The sequence below is a fragment of the Prevotella sp. E15-22 genome, from assembly GCF_023204875.1.
Taxonomy (GTDB): Bacteria; Bacteroidota; Bacteroidia; order Bacteroidales; family Bacteroidaceae; genus Prevotella.
This window is the reverse complement of sequence record NZ_CP096247.1, coordinates 2,283,452-2,300,885: the sequence shown is the minus strand read 5'-3', so window position 1 is coordinate 2,300,885 and position 17,434 is coordinate 2,283,452. Positions and strand designations below refer to the sequence as shown.

Sequence of the window (17,434 nt, the reverse complement as noted above, 5' to 3'; positions counted from 1 at the left end):
AAAAGTAATGCTTTTATATTAATTATGTTACTATCTGACGTATAAATTATCTAAAATCCATCACTTTGTGATAATTTGCAATATTATGGCCTACAAATACAATAAATTGTTATTGTTGGTCGTTTAAATAGATGTATATATACAAAATTGAAAGTTATGATAGAATACATTAAGGGCGAACTGACCGAGTTGACCCCCGCTTTGGCCACCGTAGAGGCTGCGGGCGTGGGCTATGGTTTGAACATATCGCTCAATACGTTTAGTGCCATTCAGGGTAAGAAGGAAGTCCGTCTCTATGTCTATGAGGCTATTCGCGAGGATGCTCATGTGCTTTTCGGTTTCTGTAATAAGAAGGAGCGCGAGATGTTTCTGTTGCTCATCACTGTTAGTGGTGTAGGTGCCAATACAGCGCGCATGATGCTTTCGGGCATGAGTGTCTCAGAGCTCTGTTCCGCCATCAGTACTGGTAATGCGAAACTTATTCAGAGCATCAAGGGCATTGGTAAGATGACGGCACAGCGCATCATCGTCGACTTGCGTGATAAGATTGTAGCTCTCGGTATTGCCGATGAGATTCCTGCAGGAGGCATAGTCTCTGCACCCGTCAATAATGCTGTTCGTGACGAGGCTGTCGCTGCTCTCACAATGCTGGGCTTTGCGCCTGCACCCACCCAGAAAGTGGTTGTCCAGATACTGCAGGAACAGCCCACATTGCCTGTTGAGCAAGTGGTGAAACTGGCGTTGAAGCAAATAAAATAAGACTAATATTCAGTAAAAAACAGGCGCGGATGCAATATCTGTGCCTGTTTTTCGTTATGTATACGAACAAGAATCTATAGAACAACGTTGAAACGATTCATATATTTACTCCTCATAGTGATGATAGGGGTAGGGGCGACGGCCCAGACACCCGATTCATTATCACATCCACGCTGGAAGATTCAGAAGACGGCCCCTGTGATTACGGCCGACTTGGATACCAGTGCGCTCGACCTGCGTATGCCCGATAATGTGCGGCAGCAGGTGGAGTATAATGACTCTCTTAATCTTTATTATATTGGTTCGAAGTTGGGTGACAGTTATCTGAACGCCCCCGTCGTGATGACTCCTGCCGAATATATGCGCTGGAGCGAACGTCGCGCCCGTCAGCAGTTCTTCCGTACCAAGGATGCCGAGACCGCCCGTGCTAAAGGTAAGGAGAAGTTCGATTTTAGTGATATGCATTTCGACCTCGGTCCTGCCGAGAAAATCTTCGGTCCAGGAGGCGTTCGCGTAAAGACACAAGGAACGGCCGAACTGAAGTTGGGTGCCACGTTGAAGAATATCGAAAATCCCTCACTGCCTATTCGTAACCGAAAGACCACAGCCTTCGACTTCGATGAGAAAGTGAACCTGAGTGTCACGGGTAAGGTGGGCGATAAGGTTAATTTGAAGCTCGACTACAGAACAGATGCTACCTTTGATTTCGATAGCAAGAACCTCAAGTTGAAATATGAAGGTAAGGAGGACGAGATTATTAAACTTGTTGAGGCTGGTAATGTGACCTTCCCCTCTAATAACTCCTTGGTTCACGGCGCGTCGGCCCTTTTTGGCATCCGCACCGATATGCAATTTGGAAAGTTAAAGCTGCAAACGGTCATCTCTCAGAAGAAGTCCACTTCAAAAAGTGTGTCCTCGCGTGGTGGTACACAGACCAATCCTTACGAGATTAATGTGGCCGATTATGAGGATAATCGCCATTTCTTCCTTAGTCATTTCTTCCGTCAGAATTACGACAAGGCTATGAGTACCCTGCCCAACCTGACAACTGGTGTGAAGATTAATCGCGTGGAGATTTGGGTAACCAACAAGACGGGAACGACTTCTAATTCTCGAAACCTTGTCGCCTTCAGTGAACTGGGTGAAGACAGTTATATTATCAACCCCAACTGGCATCCCACGGGTATGAAGGTGTCTAGTAACCAGGCCAATGACCTTTATTCTACACTTGTTCAGAACATCGACTCCGCATCGCGTAGCATTGATCAGGTGACGGTGTTCTTAGAGGGTTTTGGTAATAAACTGGTAGGCGGCGTCGATTACGAGAAACTGGCCTCAGCTCGCTTACTCTCATCGAGCGAGTATACGGTAAACACAGCCTTGGGATACGTGTCGCTGAAGACAGGTTTACAAACCGATCAGGTGTTGGCTGTGGCCTTTGAGTATACCTATGGCGGACAGACCTATCAGGTGGGTGAGTTCTCTACGGATGTTACGCAGACCAGCAAGTGCCTCTTCGTGAAGTCGCTGAAGAATACTTCTAACTATCCGGAACAAGCTAACTGGCGCCTCATGATGAAGAACGTCTATTATCTGGCTTCGACTGTCGAGAAGGAGAAGTTCAAGATGGACATCAAGTATCAAAGCGACACCACAGGTACCTATTTGACCTATCTCCCAGAGGAGCAACTGAAGCAGACCACCCTATTGAAAGTGATGGGTTTGGACCGCTTGGATGCCAACATGAAACCTCATCCCAACGGACAATTCGACTTTGTTAGCGGTTATACCGTAAGCAACGGTCGCATCTTCCTGCCAGCCGCTGAGCCTTTTGGTAATTATCTGCGCAATTATTTGGAGTCGAAAGGTATGGGTGATTTGGCTGATAAATATTGCTTCGACCAACTCTACGATTCTACAAAGACCGTTGCCAAACAGAATGCCGAGAAAAATAAGTATATCCTCACTGGTCAGTTCAAGGGAACCAGTGCTAACGTTATCTCGCTTGGAGCTGCTTTTGTGCCAGAAGGATCGGTCGTCGTTACCGCAGGTGGTGTCCGTCTTCAGGAAGGTAGTGACTACTCCGTCGATTACTCGGCCGGTGAGGTCACTATTCTCAACCAGAGCATCATCGATGCAGGAACAAATGTCAGCGTGTCGCTCGAGGATAATACCAGCTACGGCATGCAGCGCAAAACCATGCTCGGTATGAACTGGGAGTACGACTTCAGCAAGAGTTTCCAGTTGGGTGGTACGCTGATGCATCTCACTGAGCAACCCATGACCACCAAGGTGAATATGGGTGATGAGCCTTTGAACAACACTATATGGGGCTTGAATGTCAACTGGAAGCAGGAGAGTCAGTGGTTGACGAACGTTTTGGATAAACTCCCATTGCTTCACGTCACCCAGCCCTCGCATGTCTCCTTCACTGGCGAGTTTGCTCATCTCATTGCTCGTAATGCCAGCGGTACGCAGGATAATGCCTCGTATATCGACGACTTCGAGAATACCAAGGACTTGCGTGGCGTAGGTGATCCTAAGGCTTGGGTGCTGTGTAGTGTCCCCTCCATGTTTGCCAATCACAATGATAAGACCACTGTGAGCAGTGGCTATGAGCGTGCCTTACTGGCATGGTATAATGTCGACCCTATTTTTACGCGTCGTTCGTCGAGTCTGACACCTTCACACATTAAGAACGACTTGGATCAGCTGTCTAACCACTATGTTCGTGAGGTCTATGTGCGTGAGCTCTATCCCAACCGTGACCAGTCAAGTTATAATGGTGCTGTGTCCACACTGCCCATCCTCGACCTGGCATACTATCCCCAGGAGCGAGGTCCTTATAATCTGACTCTCGACTATAATGCCGATGGTACCCTGCGCAATCCTAAGCAAAAGTGGGGTGGCATGATGCGTCGGCTTGAGACCACCGACTTCGAACAGGCTAATATTGAATATGTGGAGTTTTGGTTGCTCGATCCCTTTATTTATACCCGTAAGGAAGGTACGGCTGCAAAACATAGTGGTGACCTGTATATCAACCTGGGTGAGGTGAGTGAGGATGTACTGCGTGATGGCAAGAAGTTCTACGAGAGCGGCATGCCTGTTGACGGCACCTCACAGTTTGAAGAGACTCAATGGGGTAAGATTCCCGTGCAGGCCACACAGACCTATGCCTTTGCCACCACCAGTGGCTCACGCGAAAAGCAGGATGTGGGTTTAAACGGACTTACCGACGAAGAAGAGCGCCACTATGGTGGCTATGCCAACTGGCTCAACAGTGTTAGCTCTGTTGTGAGCAATGATTCACTCCTTCAGGCTTGGCGTGAGGATCCTGCTGGCGATGACTATCATTACTTCCGTGGCTCCGACTTCGATGCTAAGCAGACCAGTATCCTCGAGCGCTACAAGCGTATCAACAACCCCCAAGGTAACTCGCCTGCTAACGATAATCAGACCGAGGGCTATGACACCTCTTATAAAACGGGGCCCGATGTTGAGGATATTAATCAGGACTACACCCTCAATGAGTATGAGCGCTACTATCAGTATCATATTCCCATCAACGATGATGAGCTCCAGGCCTACAACCATGGCGTTAAGTCTGATAACTCGCACATCGTAGACCACCGTGACTACACCGCCAAGTTGCGCAATGGCGACACCCTCACCGTACGTTGGTATCAGTATCGCATTCCCCTGGCGGAGTTCGACGATAAGATTGGTTCTATCAATGGCTTCACCAGCATCCGCTATATGCGCATGTTCCTTACCAACTTCGAGGCTCCTATTGTCCTCCGTTTCGGTTCGCTCGACCTCGTTCGTGGTGAGTGGCGCCAGTACAAACAGAACCTCATGACCTCGGCAGGTGCTGAGACAGGCTTGCTGGAGATGAGTGCCGTCAATGTCGAGGAGAATACCGACCGCCAGCCTGTGGCCTATGTGCTGCCTCCAGGCATCACTCGTATGACCGACCCCAACCAACCTCAGCTCACCGAGAGCAATGAACAGGCGCTGTGTCTCACTGTAAAGAACCTCTCACAGAACGAGTCGAAGGCTGTCTATAAGAATCAGAATCTGAACCTGCGTCAGTACAAACGCCTACAGATGTTTGTCCATGCCAATCATTTGGTGCCCAACAACACCCAGTTGGAGGATAACCAATTAGCCGTTTTCATCCGCTTGGGTTCCGACTACAAGAATAACTACTACGAATACCTCATTCCCTTGAAGCTCACTCCTCAGGGCAACTACCGATGGAACGTGCCTTCCGACCGTCCTTTGGTATGGCCCGAGGAAAATATGCTCGATATTGATATGAGCATCTTCACAGCAGTGAAGAAAAGCAGAAATAAAGCACGTGGTCAGGGCTTGGCCAGCTATAATGCGGTGTATTCTGAATACGATCCAAACAAACCTAATAACAAGGTGAGTATCGTGGGTAACCCCTCCTTAGCCGAGGTGAAGACCATGGTCATTGGTGTGCGCAACCTCAGTAGTTCTATCAAGTCGGGCGAAGTGTGGGTCAACGAGTTGCGCCTGCGTGAGTCGAACAACGAAGGCGGTTGGGCTGCCTCTGGCGCATTGAACGTACAACTTTCTGACTTCGGTAGTGTGAACATGACAGGTCGTTATATCACCGATGGCTTTGGCGGACTGGAAGAGTCTATCCTTCAGCGCTCCACTGATACACAGAAGTCATATGCCGTGACGGCCAACCTCGAACTTGGAAAACTGTTCCCTGAAAAGGCCAAGGTGTCTGCACCTCTTTATTATTCTTATACAAAAGAGGTTATCAGTCCTAAGTACAATCCATTGGATACCGATATGGAACTCGACGATGCTCTTGAGTCGGCTGCCGATAAGCGTGAGCGCGATTCTATCGAGTCTATCGCTGTGACTAAACACACCTCGCGTAATTTCTCGTTGAGCAACATGCGTGTTGATATCAAGAACAAACGTTTCCCGTTGCCCATCGACCCTGCCAACTTCTCGTTCTCGTATAGTCATGCCCATCGTAACACCACGGGTCAGACCACCGTTTATGAAAACGATGACCAGTGGCGCGGCTCTGTCAATTACAACTATTCGCCTGTCTATAAGACCTGGGAGCCCTTTAAGAACTCTAAGAGTAAGTCTAAGTGGATGCAGTTCCCCAAGGCTCTTGGCTTCAATTACTTGCCACAGAACATCTCATTCAACTCAGAGTTGATGCGTAACTACTATGAACTTCAGGAGCGTGACCTCGAGAATACCGAGAATCCAAGTCTCCCGTTGACGTTCAGTCAGCAGTTCCTTTGGAACCGTGAGTTTCAGTTACGTTGGGATTTCACCAAGAACCTCCACATGAGTTTCCAGAGTGCCACCCATGCCGAGATCGAAGAGCCTTATACTCCTGTGAACAAAGACCTCTATCCCGATCGTTATACCGCATGGAAAGACTCTGTTTGGACTAGTATCAAGCACTGGGGAACACCGCTCGACTATCAGCAGTCGTTCTCGGCCAGCTATCAGTTGCCACTTGATAAGTTGCCCATCCTCGATTGGGTGAAGTCGGACGCATCCTATACTGCTACCTATTCATGGCTGCGTGGCACAGAACTCGACGATGGCACATCATTGGGTAATACTATCTCGAACAACCGCAACCTCACAGTCAATGGCACGTTCAACATGGAGACGCTTTATAACCACATACCATTCCTCAAGAAGACTAATGAACGCTTCAAAAAGGCAATAAGCACGCAGCCCAAGAAACCTGCTAAGAAGACAACAACAACTTCTAATGAATCAAAGGATTCCAAAGATACGAAGAACCAGAAGGATCCCAAGGATGCTAAGGCTCAACAAAAAGAAGCTGCTGAACTGCCCAAGAACAAGAATACCTTCCAGAAGGAGATTACTCTTCTGCCCGATACGCAGATTGTGGTTCAGCACGGCAAGAAGTCAAAGCGCCTGTTAGTATCGGCGCGTAATAAGGATGGACGCAAGGTGAATGTGAAATGGAAGGTTGTTGACGAGAATAAGATCAAGGTCTATGGTGCCGACTCGCTGCAGCTGAAACTTAGCATCACACCTAAAGAACCTCTCGATAAGCAGTGGTGGTATAATCCAGCCCAGCAGGCTGCTCGCCTGTTGATGATGCTGCGTAATGTCAACTTCTCCTATCGTAACCAGTATGCCATGACCCTGCCTGGTTTTATGCCTAACGTTGGCGATGCCTTTGGACAGAGCAATGGTAGTGTGCTGGCACCAGGCTTAGGTTTTGCCTTTGGTCTCACTGGCGACAGTTATGTGGAGACCGCCCGCGAAAACGGATGGCTCATGTGTGATGATAACGTGGCTACGCCCGCCACTACCTCGGCCACCGAGGACTTCCAGGTCCGTGCCACCCTCGAGCCCATGCGCGACCTGAAGATTGACCTCAATGCTTCACGTACTGTGAACAAGGCCCGCAGCATACAGTTCATGTATGTCGGTTCGCCTACTACCTATAGCGGTTCGTTCAACATGACCACCATCTCTATTCGCAGTGCTCTTGAGGGTATGGGCGACGCCAATAATGGCTATAGCAGTCATACGTTCGATGAGTTCTGTGGCAAGGTGGCTGCTTTCCGCGATAGGGTGCAGGCACAGTATCCCACGGGCGAAGCCGCCTCGAAGGTAGTGGGTGGCGCTGGCGTGAATAACGTCGACCCCTATAGTGCCGATGTGCTTATCCCTGCCTTCCTCGACACTTATACCATGGGTGCGGGTGGCTCACTTGATGTGTTCCCAGCTATTACGCGTCTGCTACCCAACTGGTCCATCCGTTATTCTGGCTTGTCAAAGCTTACGTGGATGCAGGGCGTCTTCAAGAGTTTCAATATCAATCACAGTTATAAGAGCATCTATTCCGTAGGTTCATACGCCTCATACAGCTCTTGGCTGGAGTATATGGGTGATTTGGGTTATGTGAAGGCAGCCGATGGCTCTTACACCCCCTCTTCGCGCTATAACATCTCAACAGTGAGTATCAACGAGGCCTTCTCGCCCCTACTTGGTATCGACATGACATTTAATAACAACATGACCTGTAAGGTGGAGTATCGCACTACGCGTGTGCTGAACCTCTCGATGACTAGCGTTCAGATTAACGAGTCGAACTCTAAGGACTGGGTTATTGGTATGGGCTATAAGATTAGTGATTTCAACTTCTTCGGTGCCACTAAGTCACGCAAGGTGAAGGGCAGTAAGAAGAATAATAACGACGACAGTAAGAATAAGCAGCAGACCACTAAGAGAAAGGGCGTGAATCACGATCTGAACACCCGCTTGGATATCTCGTTCCGTAAACAGGCTGCCATCACCCGTGATATTGCCTCTGGCGTATCGTCGGCCAGCAGTGGCAACTCTGCACTGAAGATTTCTCTTGCTGCCGATTATACCTTGTCACGTCTGCTCACCGTGTCGGCCTACTACGACCGTCAGACCAACACCCCGTTACTCTCGTCGAGCAGTTATCCCACCACCACACAGGACTTTGGCGTATCCATGAAATTCTCGCTGACACGATGAGGGGAATGTTCAATGAACGATGAACAATGTACAATGAATAATTTTTTTTCGCTGACATTACTAAACTGGTTCCATGACAATGGGCGCGACTTGCCTTGGCGCCAGACTCGCGACCCATATGCCATCTGGCTGTCGGAGATCATCCTCCAGCAGACTCAGGTGAAGCAGGGATGGGCCTATTGGGAACGCTTCATGCAGAAGTGGCCCACGGTAGAGCAGTTGGCTGCTGCCACAGAGGATGAGGTTCTTCGCCTCTGGCAGGGGCTGGGCTATTACTCCCGTGCTCGCAACCTGCATTTTGCAGCCCGCCAGATAGTAGAGATGGGTGCCTTCCCAACCACCTTAGAGGGTATAAAGAGTCTGAAGGGCGTAGGCGACTATACTGCTGCCGCCATTGGCTCTATTGCTTTTAATCTGCCTGCAGCCGTGGTGGATGGTAATGTCTATCGTGTGCTCAGCCGCCACTTTGGTATCAGTACTCCCATCAACTCGACGGAAGGCAAAAAAGAGTTTGCTTTGTTGGCACAAGAATTACTTCTTCCCTCTCTTGATAGAGATGGGATAGGGGCGGGACTTTATAACCAAGCTATCATGGACTTCGGTGCTATGCAGTGCACACCAGCCAGTCCCAACTGTGTCAGTTGCCCCTTGATGGAGACCTGCGTTGCTTTCCGTGAAGGAAGGGTCGGCGATTTGCCGGTAAAGCTCAAGACCTTGAAGGTGAAGGAACGCAATCTGACCTATGTCTATGTGCGCTATAACGACGAGACGGCCATCCGTCGGCGTGGTAGTGGTGATATCTGGCAAGGTCTCTACGAACCACTTTTAATAGAGGATGGATCCGATATCTCGAATCTTACTCCACGCCCCTTGCTCCTTAAAAAGGGTGTTAAGCATGTACTTACCCATCGCATCCTTAAGGCCGACTTCTGGTTATGGCAACCCACTGAGCGTCCTGCATTGCCTGCCGATTATATCTGGATAAAAGAAGCGGAGCTCGACGATTACGCCAAGCCCCGCTTGATAGAAATACTCTTAGAGTCGTTGTCCTAGTTACGGACAACGACTTTTTTATTTCCTTTGATATAGATGCCACGCTGAGGCTTGCTCACGCGACGTCCTGTCATATCGTACACAGGCGCATCGATATCATCGTTCTTGGCGGTTGTGATTCCTGAGGGATCGTCGACCACCGTCAGCACACCGTTCACATAGCTTATCTCGTAGTTCGAAGCCACTGCTCCTGACACACGAATCTCGTATTCACCGGCAGGACTGTCGATGGTGGCGTCGCACTCAATCACAGGACGTACCACGAATACCGTGTCAGTCTCCTTGTTGCGGAACGACTTATAGGTCAGCTCAAACTCTGGATTAGCTTCGCCCACCTTACGGGAGTAACTCTTAGCTGTGATGGTAAGCGGAGCAGGTGTGATGGTGAGCACACCCTCGCGCAGTTCCACACCGGTTGTAGTGATGGTGCCTAACTTTACGGTGATGGGGTATGTACCCACGGGCAAGGTGGCAATGCTCATCGACTCACATTCTGTTTCAGGTGTGCCAACAACGGGTGCGCCCATTACCTTGGTGCTGATGGTACCAAGGGTACGGCCATAGATACGTGTTGCCTCGGCAGTTACCACTGGCTTACCCGTATATTCAATGACATTCTTGGTGCTCCAGTTTTCGTCTGCCTGGTATGCGGGCAGAACGGCAGCGGGCACAAAGAAGGTGGTCTGTGGACGCAACGACATGTTGCAGTCGAGTTTGGTTTGGTCGTTGAGGATAACCATGAAGTCCAATTTACTGCAAGCCACGAAAGCTGAGCCACTCACCTGACTGACACTTGCTGGCAGATAGATACTCTGCAGGTCGCTGACGTTGCGGAAGGCATTGTCAGGAATGGCTGTGATAGAGGTGAAGTACTTGAACTCCTCAAAGAGACTGAAATCTTGACCACGGAAGATCTCTGCGATGTCTGTCACTGCCTGAGCTTCCTCGAAGGTCAACTCGCCATCATTGTTGACGTCCCAGTTCTCCAAACAGATCTTCTGTACCTTGCTGTCGGCAAAGGTGATGAAGTGCAACTTGGCACGCACTGAGCTGAGTGCCTCCATCAGCTCGCCTAATGTGCTTTGCGGGTTATTGTAGATAGCCTGTTCGTCGTTGACGTCCACGTTCTGCTCCTTAGCCACAGCCAGATACGTCTTCAACTTTGCCACCACTTCGTCGATGGCCTGCGCGTTTTTATAGTCGTTCTCAGTGACGAATGCCCACATGGTGTTCTCCTTTACACCCTGTACGTCCCAATAGATGCCGTGTGTGGGCGAGGCTGCCGCACTAGTGTGGTTGGCGTCTGTGCCCAGGTATTCACCCTCGACGTAGTCAGAGCCCGATGCTGCCAGTGTATAGATGTTCTCGCCAACGAGTGTCGTTGTCCAGTAGGCCACCGATGTCTTAGAACTTTCGCCGTCTCCGAAGCAGGCCTTTACACCTTCGCCCACCTTCTTGTCAGCTGAGGTGCGGAAGAGTATCTTTCCTGTGGTGACGTCAACCAGTGCATACACACCCTCGTCCTTAGCCGCGTTCTTCATCCACTGATACAGACGGCCCTTCGAACCAACCACCGACTGAGTGCCGTATGCTTCGCCCATGGTAATCATCTGGCGCGTGCCAATGTTGTAGATATAGCCCGGCTCGGTGGTGACAATGGGTGAGAACTTAGGCTGACTGTGTGTGGGACGAACCTCGATGATGGTGCCAAAATCCTTCCATACGTCGGCCTGCTCGTAGAGTGCCTTAGTGCCGAAGGGTACATAGAGTGTACATTGGGCAAGTGGCACGTTCTTAAAGATGTCTGCTCCCATGTTGATGGCTGCTGGTGTGGGGTTCATGATAGTCACCTCGCGCAGTGCCGAACATCCCTCGAAGGCTTGTTCGCCAATCAGGTTTACATACTCAGGAATATTGATGCTCGTGAGTTTCTTACAGTTCTTGAAGGCATAGTAGTAGATGTTCTCCACGCCCTCGGGTACGATGACACTCTCAAGGTTGATGCAGTTCTGCAGGAAGGTGCCTGGGATTGCCTGCACGTGTGTGAAGTACTGCAACTCGTTGAAGCTCACAATGGTCTTGTCACCGTTGAAGTTGTAAAGCCAGCCGAAGTCAGTAATGTCCGAAGCCTCCTTATAGCTCATCTCACCGTCGCCGTCCGAGTCGAAATACAGGATGGTTTTCTCACGAATGTTCTTATTGCTGAACTCAATGAACTTCAACTTCTTGCGCAGCGAACTTTGGGCTGCCAGCAGTTCTTCTGTCGTACTCTCCAGATTGTCGAACACCGCCTGCTCCTCATCGCACTTGACGTTACGTCTCTTGGCTGTCTGTAACAGTTTCTCCAGTGTCTGCGCCTCGAGGAACTTCTCGGTCTGTGCCTCATCATAGAGCACAAACTGCCACTGACAGTTCAGTTTATGCGTATTGTATTCCACATCGTAGTATGCACCATAAGTGGGTGCGGCCGCATTACTCTGATGGTCGGTCTGAATACCCAGCATCTCGCCCTCCTTGTAGTTGGTATCCGTTGCTGGCATCTGGATGGTATAGAGCAAGTCGCCTACCTGCTTCACACTCCAATAGGCGTTGGTGAGCGCTGTTCCGTCTACAAACACTGCCTTCACACCCTGTCCTACGTTGCCGTCGCTACTGGTGCGGAATAGGAATTTACCGTCCTTACCCGTGTCGGGCGAACTGAAGTAGAACACATCCTCTGTATTGGCCTTGGCCACAGCCTTGAAGCGCATAGGCTCCTTGCCAACTACGGCTTGCGTGCCATAAGCTTCGCCCTTGGTCAGATATCGACCCGTTCCCACATTATATATATAATAGGTCTTGCCTGCTTCTATTGCCGTAAACTGTCCACCCGATATGTCACGTATCTGAGCAATCGTTCCAAAGTCCTTCCATTGGTCGGCTGCCTCGAAGAAACTCTTCGTGCCCTGCATCACGTTCAGGGTGGCTTCGCTCAGGCTTACATTGCCAAACACATTGTCGCCCAGTGTGATGTCGGCAGGATGATACGTATTGACAGTAACGGCCTTGAGTTTGGCGCAACCAGCAAACGCCTCACTGCCAATGCTGCTCACACTGATAGGCAGATTGAACTCCTTCAGTGCCGCGCAGTTCTTGAACGTGCCGTTCTCGATGGCTGTCACCTCGTTCGATAAATCCATCTCAGACATCAGGGCGCAACCAGCAAAGGCTTCCTCGCCAATAGCGTTGACGCCCGTTGGCAGACTCACTAGCGGCAGTTTCTTACAATCTTTTAAAGCGCGTGCCCCAATGGTCTTTAGTGTCTTAGGCAGTCGCAGTGTGTTTAGGTTTGTGCAACCGTTAAAGGCATCATCGTTCAGGCTCTTTATGCCAGTGAAGTAATACAGTTCAGGGAACTTCTTGATGGTAGTGTTGCCTTTGAACACCTCACCCAGCGATGTTACTGTAGCCGCCTCGTTGTAGGTCAGTTTGCCATCGCCGTTGGCGTCCCAGTTCTCTACGCAGAGTCTCTTAACCGTGGCATCGGTGAAACTCATGGTCTTTTCTCCAAAGTTTTCAGGTTCGAAGCCGATGATGGCTGTGCGTCCTATGTTATAGCCATCATCACTGCCACCGATGCCCTGTCCGTTGCCAGGCGTCAGGTTGGTCAGGTAATAATAGCCATCGCTCTGTCCGCCCCAGCCCCAGTTAATCCAGTAGCGCTGGTTTTCGTAGCCGCAGGTTAGGAAGGCGTGGCCTGCACTCCAGTCACCTGTATAGCCTCCTAGGTAAACAGGGCGACCTGCAGCCAGTTCGTTATACACCATCTTGTCCCACTCGTCCTCGTTGCCGCTGTTCTCAACGAACTTCAGTGAGTTGCCATAACCAAAATACTTCTGACAGGCAGTCACCACCTCATAGATCTGGGCTCCAGACGATGAGTTGGTGTAGTCCATCTTGACTGACACACCACAGTAGAGCATCAGTTGCGCCACAGCCTGCTTCTGCAGTTCAGTGGCCGAACTATAGGTGTCCTTCATGTTGTCCCAGTCGATGGGGGCACCGGCCTCGATACCAGGCACTGCAATACCCTTTGTGTTTGTGGTAAATCCAGGGATATCAGCCATTGTCTCGGTCACTGATTTTTCGCGGTTGTAGTAAAGAATCTGAGCCATGGCTGTAGCTACACAACCTGTTACAGAACGCTTGCCATCGTCCAGCGGACAGAGATTATTGTAGGGCGCCCCCTGACTCCATTTGCAACTCATAAACGTTTCCACCTTGGGGTGGTTGGCGGGGGCCTTCAGCACAGGTGCTCCAGCCTGGATGGCCGTAATCTGACGTTCGTAAGCCTCAAGCAAATCCTGCAGTTGTGGCGGCAGTTGCTCATAGTCGAACGAACCGCTGGTGGTATAGCCCAGCACGTCGATGGTCTGGTCATCTCCCGATGCGATGACATAGCCCTCATTATTGCCGCGATCAAACACGTAGTAGGGTTCCGTTACCGTTGTGGTAGCAGCATTTCTGTGTGGTGCCAGTCGTTTTTCGCTGACCACTGCTTTGATTTGGTGAGTGTCGCCCAGTTTTTTCTGGAATGCCACGACTCTCTGCTTGGCCTGTTCACGGGTGATGGGGTCGGCCATCATCTCAACAGACACCAAACATGCCACGAATGTAGCGAGCAGCATTCTAAGATGAAAGTACATTTTTCTCATTATAATTCGTTTTAGTTAGCATTTCTGTGGCAAAGTTACAAAATAATGCTGACATACGGAAGCTATTTTGGAAGATTAACGCAGTTCACCCCATAAATAAAGGCATTTGAGCGCATAACGAGGAAAATTCGTAAGAGGCCAATAAGCAAATCAAGGCAGATTGCGGAACGAATTAGGTTTCTTATTCGTAACCCGATAGGGCTAACTCTGAAAGTTAAACTTTCTTAACGACCTACGCAATCCGTGACATATCGCAGCAGTACAAACCACTTTAACACTTCCTGTTCCAACTTCCGAAATTTGACGTGATTTGCGTAGTGATTTATTCCCAGAAAGGTATTACTTTTGCAGCCCGAATTTTAAAACTGAGAAAGAAGAATGAGAAGAGCAACATTTTCTGTTTTGTTCTACGCGAACAAGAGTAAGGTGAAGGACGGTATCGTGCCAGTGATGGGCAGAATCACCATCAACGGCACACAGAGCCAGTTCAGTTGTAAGCGCAGCATCCCGTTATCACTATGGGATGCCAAGGGCAACTGCGCCAAAGCCAGAACGAGGGAGGCACTGGACTTGAACCGCGACCTTGACAACATCAAGGCACAGATTATCAAACACTACCAGCACTTGTCAGACCGTGAGGCATTTGTTACGGCTGAGATGGTGCGCAACTCCTTTCAAGGCTTCGGCAGTGAGTATGAGACACTGCTTCGTGCCTTTGACAAGGATTGTGAGAGTCTGAAGTGACGTGTCGGCAAGGACAGGGCTTTGGGAACATACAAACTGCAAATGAGGTCGAGAAACTACGTGGCCGACTTTCTACAGATGTACTACAGGCGTTCGGACATATCCATGCAGGAACTAACACCCGACTTCATCAAGGAGTTTGCGGTGTACCTTGCCAATGACCGCCACTTAGCCAAGTCCACCATCTGGCTGTCGTGTATGCATCTGAAAGGTGTCGTAGGCAGAGCACACGACAACGGCAAAATTCAGCGCAACGTGTTCGCGCAGTTCCACATCAGCCCCAAATGCAAGGAACGCCCGTTTCTGACAGAAGAAGAACTGAAGACGGTGATGGCACATGAGTTTGCGGATGCTAATCTTGCCTTTGTCCGTGACCTGTTCGTGTTCATGAACTTCACCGCCCTTTCTTTCGTGGACTTGAAGGAACTGACTACTGACAACATCGTTGAAGTGAATGGTGAGAAATGGATTGTCGGCAAGCGTCATAAAACGGGAGTACCCTATCAAGCGAAACTGCTGGAAGTTCCCCTGAAAATTATCGAGCGTTACCGTGACTACCCAAAGGAGAATCCGAAATCAGTCTTTGGCGAGGTCAACTATTGGAGTGTCTGCAAGAAGTTGAAGCCAGTAATGAAGGAGTGTAGCATTGACAAGCCCATTTCGGCTCACTGCGCAAGGCATGGATTCGCTACGATGGCTCTAACCAATGGGATGCCCATTGAGAGCGTGAGCCGAGTATTGGGGCACACCAATATCGTCACGACACAGATTTACGCTCGCATCACAACGCAGAAGTTAGACAACGACCTGACGATGCTGGGTAATAAGTTAAACGCATCATTCAACAATATCAAAATAGCATAGAGACATGGAAGAGAGAAATATCATCAAGTGGAGTGAGTATAGTGAGTACACAGAACTGACTATACCGAGTGGAGAGATTTGGATGAGCGAGTCCGAACTGGTGGACTTGTTCGGAGTGTTCATCCCCAAGTTGAGAAACATCATCAAAGCCCTCTACAAAGAGGAACTCATTAAGCCATACGAGGCAGAGAAAACTATCAAGAAGAGAGACAACCTATATGTCACCGTATATAATATGGAGGTCGTTCTTTTGCTTGCCTTTCGCCTTAACACCTATCAGGCAAGGGAAGTCCGCAGGGGACTGATGGAGCGAATCAGCCGTGACCACAAGCCGTTTGAGGTGATACTAACAGCAATCAATGGCATAACAAGTTAGTCAAAAAACGGTTCTTGCAAAAGATGGTACGTTGGAACGCTCTAACGCTGGAACGTACTAACGTTCTAACAATCCAACGTACCTTCTAATAATTGCATGATTGATAGAACTACCGATTGATTGATTTGTTGATTAAACGTTTTATCAATATACTACTTTCATAACCAATAAACGAAAGAAACTGGGCTCTCTATGTGAATTTTATTTTCGAATGAACATAGCAAGATGTCTTTTGAGTTACTCGAAACGGTTCAAGTAACTCAAAAGGAATTGCCTCCGAAGTTGGCAAGAAGGATATTAAAAGCTCAATACATTTTCAATGCATGATAACCATTGTATGGTTACGCAGGGAAGATTTATGCAAGGGAAAGAAACAGGCAGACAGACTGCTACACGGGCAGACTATCAATTATCGTGGATGGCTTCACTCAAACGAGTATAGGCGTAATGTACTTGCCAATAACATCACGGCACAAGTGATCATGGACGAGAAACAAAACTTGTTCCTACGTATCAACCAAACACCCATTGCTCATTGGTTCAAGGAAAAGTTCTTAATAAGGCAAGAACAACAGAGAGGAAGTCGACGTTAAACTGGTAAAAGGTACGAGATTTTTATAAATTGCTCCCTTCTTTTTGTTCCTACTTGGGCTTATAGATCCCATTTTTGCATTTTTTCCTTATGGAATGCCTGTCATCTTGGAAACTTTTTGTAAATTTGCACCCGAATAACAAGTGATTATGATTCCAGTATTCCAAGTGGCTGCGAAGCCATGAGTGACCCGAACTTGACGTAGACATTGAAATCGACAGTCTCCGTCACTCTGAGCGTTTCCCGCTTATTATCAAGTGGAATCAACTGGACATCATAAGGGTAACATAGCACGGATTGGAACACAAATGTGTAACACTGGCCTTGCTACGTCCCATTGGGAAAAGAAGAAACGACAACGACCTAATTATATAACAAATATGGAGAAAGAATACAAAGAAGAGGGTGAGATTCTATTAGAATATAGAACTCGATATTATTTTATTAGTTGTGCAATTGAAATAATGATTTATAAGCTTTATTTTGAAAAGAAGGAGTGGGTTGATGGAAAGGAAATATCAGCAGTCTTTTTTGAGAATTTTTCAAACTTTGACACTGAAAGTAATATGACTATTGCACAGGTCGAACTTAATTTGTTATTTATGAATTGGATGGGATTACTTGAAGCAAAAAAAATGAAGACAACAAAGTTCTTTATACTCTAACAGAAGATGGTAAATATGCTTATAAAAACCAATCATTTCACGCAACAGCAGCAAATTTGTATTATGCAAAACAAAATAGAAGGTTTGCCAAATGGGCATTTGTTATTGCTGTCTTTTCGATGCTAAT

7 protein-coding genes and 1 pseudogene are annotated in these 17,434 nt (G+C 48.6%); 7 read left to right on the top strand and 1 reads right to left on the bottom strand.

Features of this window, described 5'->3' with window-relative positions; translation table 11 throughout:
* The first annotated feature begins 156 nt into the window (after window positions 1-156).
* The 3 genes from ruvA to mutY all read left to right on the top strand — a co-directional run bounded on the left by ruvA (window position 157) and on the right by mutY (window position 9,372).
* Window positions 157-759 carry a Holliday junction branch migration protein RuvA gene (gene ruvA, locus M1D30_RS09385; RefSeq protein ID WP_248503324.1) on the top strand — a complete coding sequence of 201 codons (603 nt, stop codon included), beginning with the start codon at window positions 157-159 and terminating at the stop codon, window positions 757-759.
* A gap of 120 nt (window positions 760-879) precedes the next feature.
* Window positions 880-8,319 carry a cell surface protein SprA gene (sprA, locus tag M1D30_RS09380; RefSeq protein WP_248507803.1) on the top strand — a complete coding sequence of 2,480 codons (7,440 nt, stop codon included), beginning with the start codon at window positions 880-882 and terminating at the stop codon, window positions 8,317-8,319.
* Window positions 8,320-8,352: 33 nt separating this feature from the next.
* Window positions 8,353-9,372 (top strand): A/G-specific adenine glycosylase, encoded by a 1,020-nt coding sequence (gene mutY, locus M1D30_RS09375; RefSeq protein WP_248503318.1) that lies wholly within the window; start codon window positions 8,353-8,355, stop codon window positions 9,370-9,372.
* Here the strand turns inward: mutY and M1D30_RS09370 are convergent.
* The gene (locus M1D30_RS09370; protein ID WP_248503317.1) at window positions 9,369-14,066 is read right to left on the bottom strand and encodes a C10 family peptidase; all 4,698 of its coding nucleotides are present in this window, start codon (window positions 14,064-14,066) and stop codon (window positions 9,369-9,371) included. The genes mutY and M1D30_RS09370 overlap by 4 nt on opposite strands.
* Window positions 14,067-14,444: 378 nt before the next feature.
* On the opposite strand from M1D30_RS09370, the pseudogene M1D30_RS09365 reads away from it, so the two are divergent.
* The 4 genes and pseudogenes from M1D30_RS09365 to M1D30_RS09350 all read left to right on the top strand — a co-directional run bounded on the left by M1D30_RS09365 (window position 14,445) and on the right by M1D30_RS09350 (window position 17,307).
* Window positions 14,445-15,674 (top strand): annotated as a pseudogene (locus M1D30_RS09365) (tyrosine-type recombinase/integrase).
* A gap of 4 nt (window positions 15,675-15,678) precedes the next feature.
* Window positions 15,679-16,050, top strand: coding sequence for a hypothetical protein (locus M1D30_RS09360; RefSeq protein WP_248503315.1), 372 nt, complete (start codon window positions 15,679-15,681; stop codon window positions 16,048-16,050).
* 323 nt (window positions 16,051-16,373) lie between these two features.
* Entirely contained in the window at window positions 16,374-16,643 is a 270-nt protein-coding gene (locus M1D30_RS09355) for a hypothetical protein (RefSeq protein ID WP_248503313.1), read from the top strand.
* A gap of 379 nt (window positions 16,644-17,022) precedes the next feature.
* Window positions 17,023-17,307: a hypothetical protein gene (locus tag M1D30_RS09350; RefSeq protein WP_248503312.1), complete on the top strand. Its 285-nt coding sequence runs from the start codon at window positions 17,023-17,025 to the stop codon at window positions 17,305-17,307.
* The last annotated feature ends 127 nt before the right edge of the window (window positions 17,308-17,434 follow it).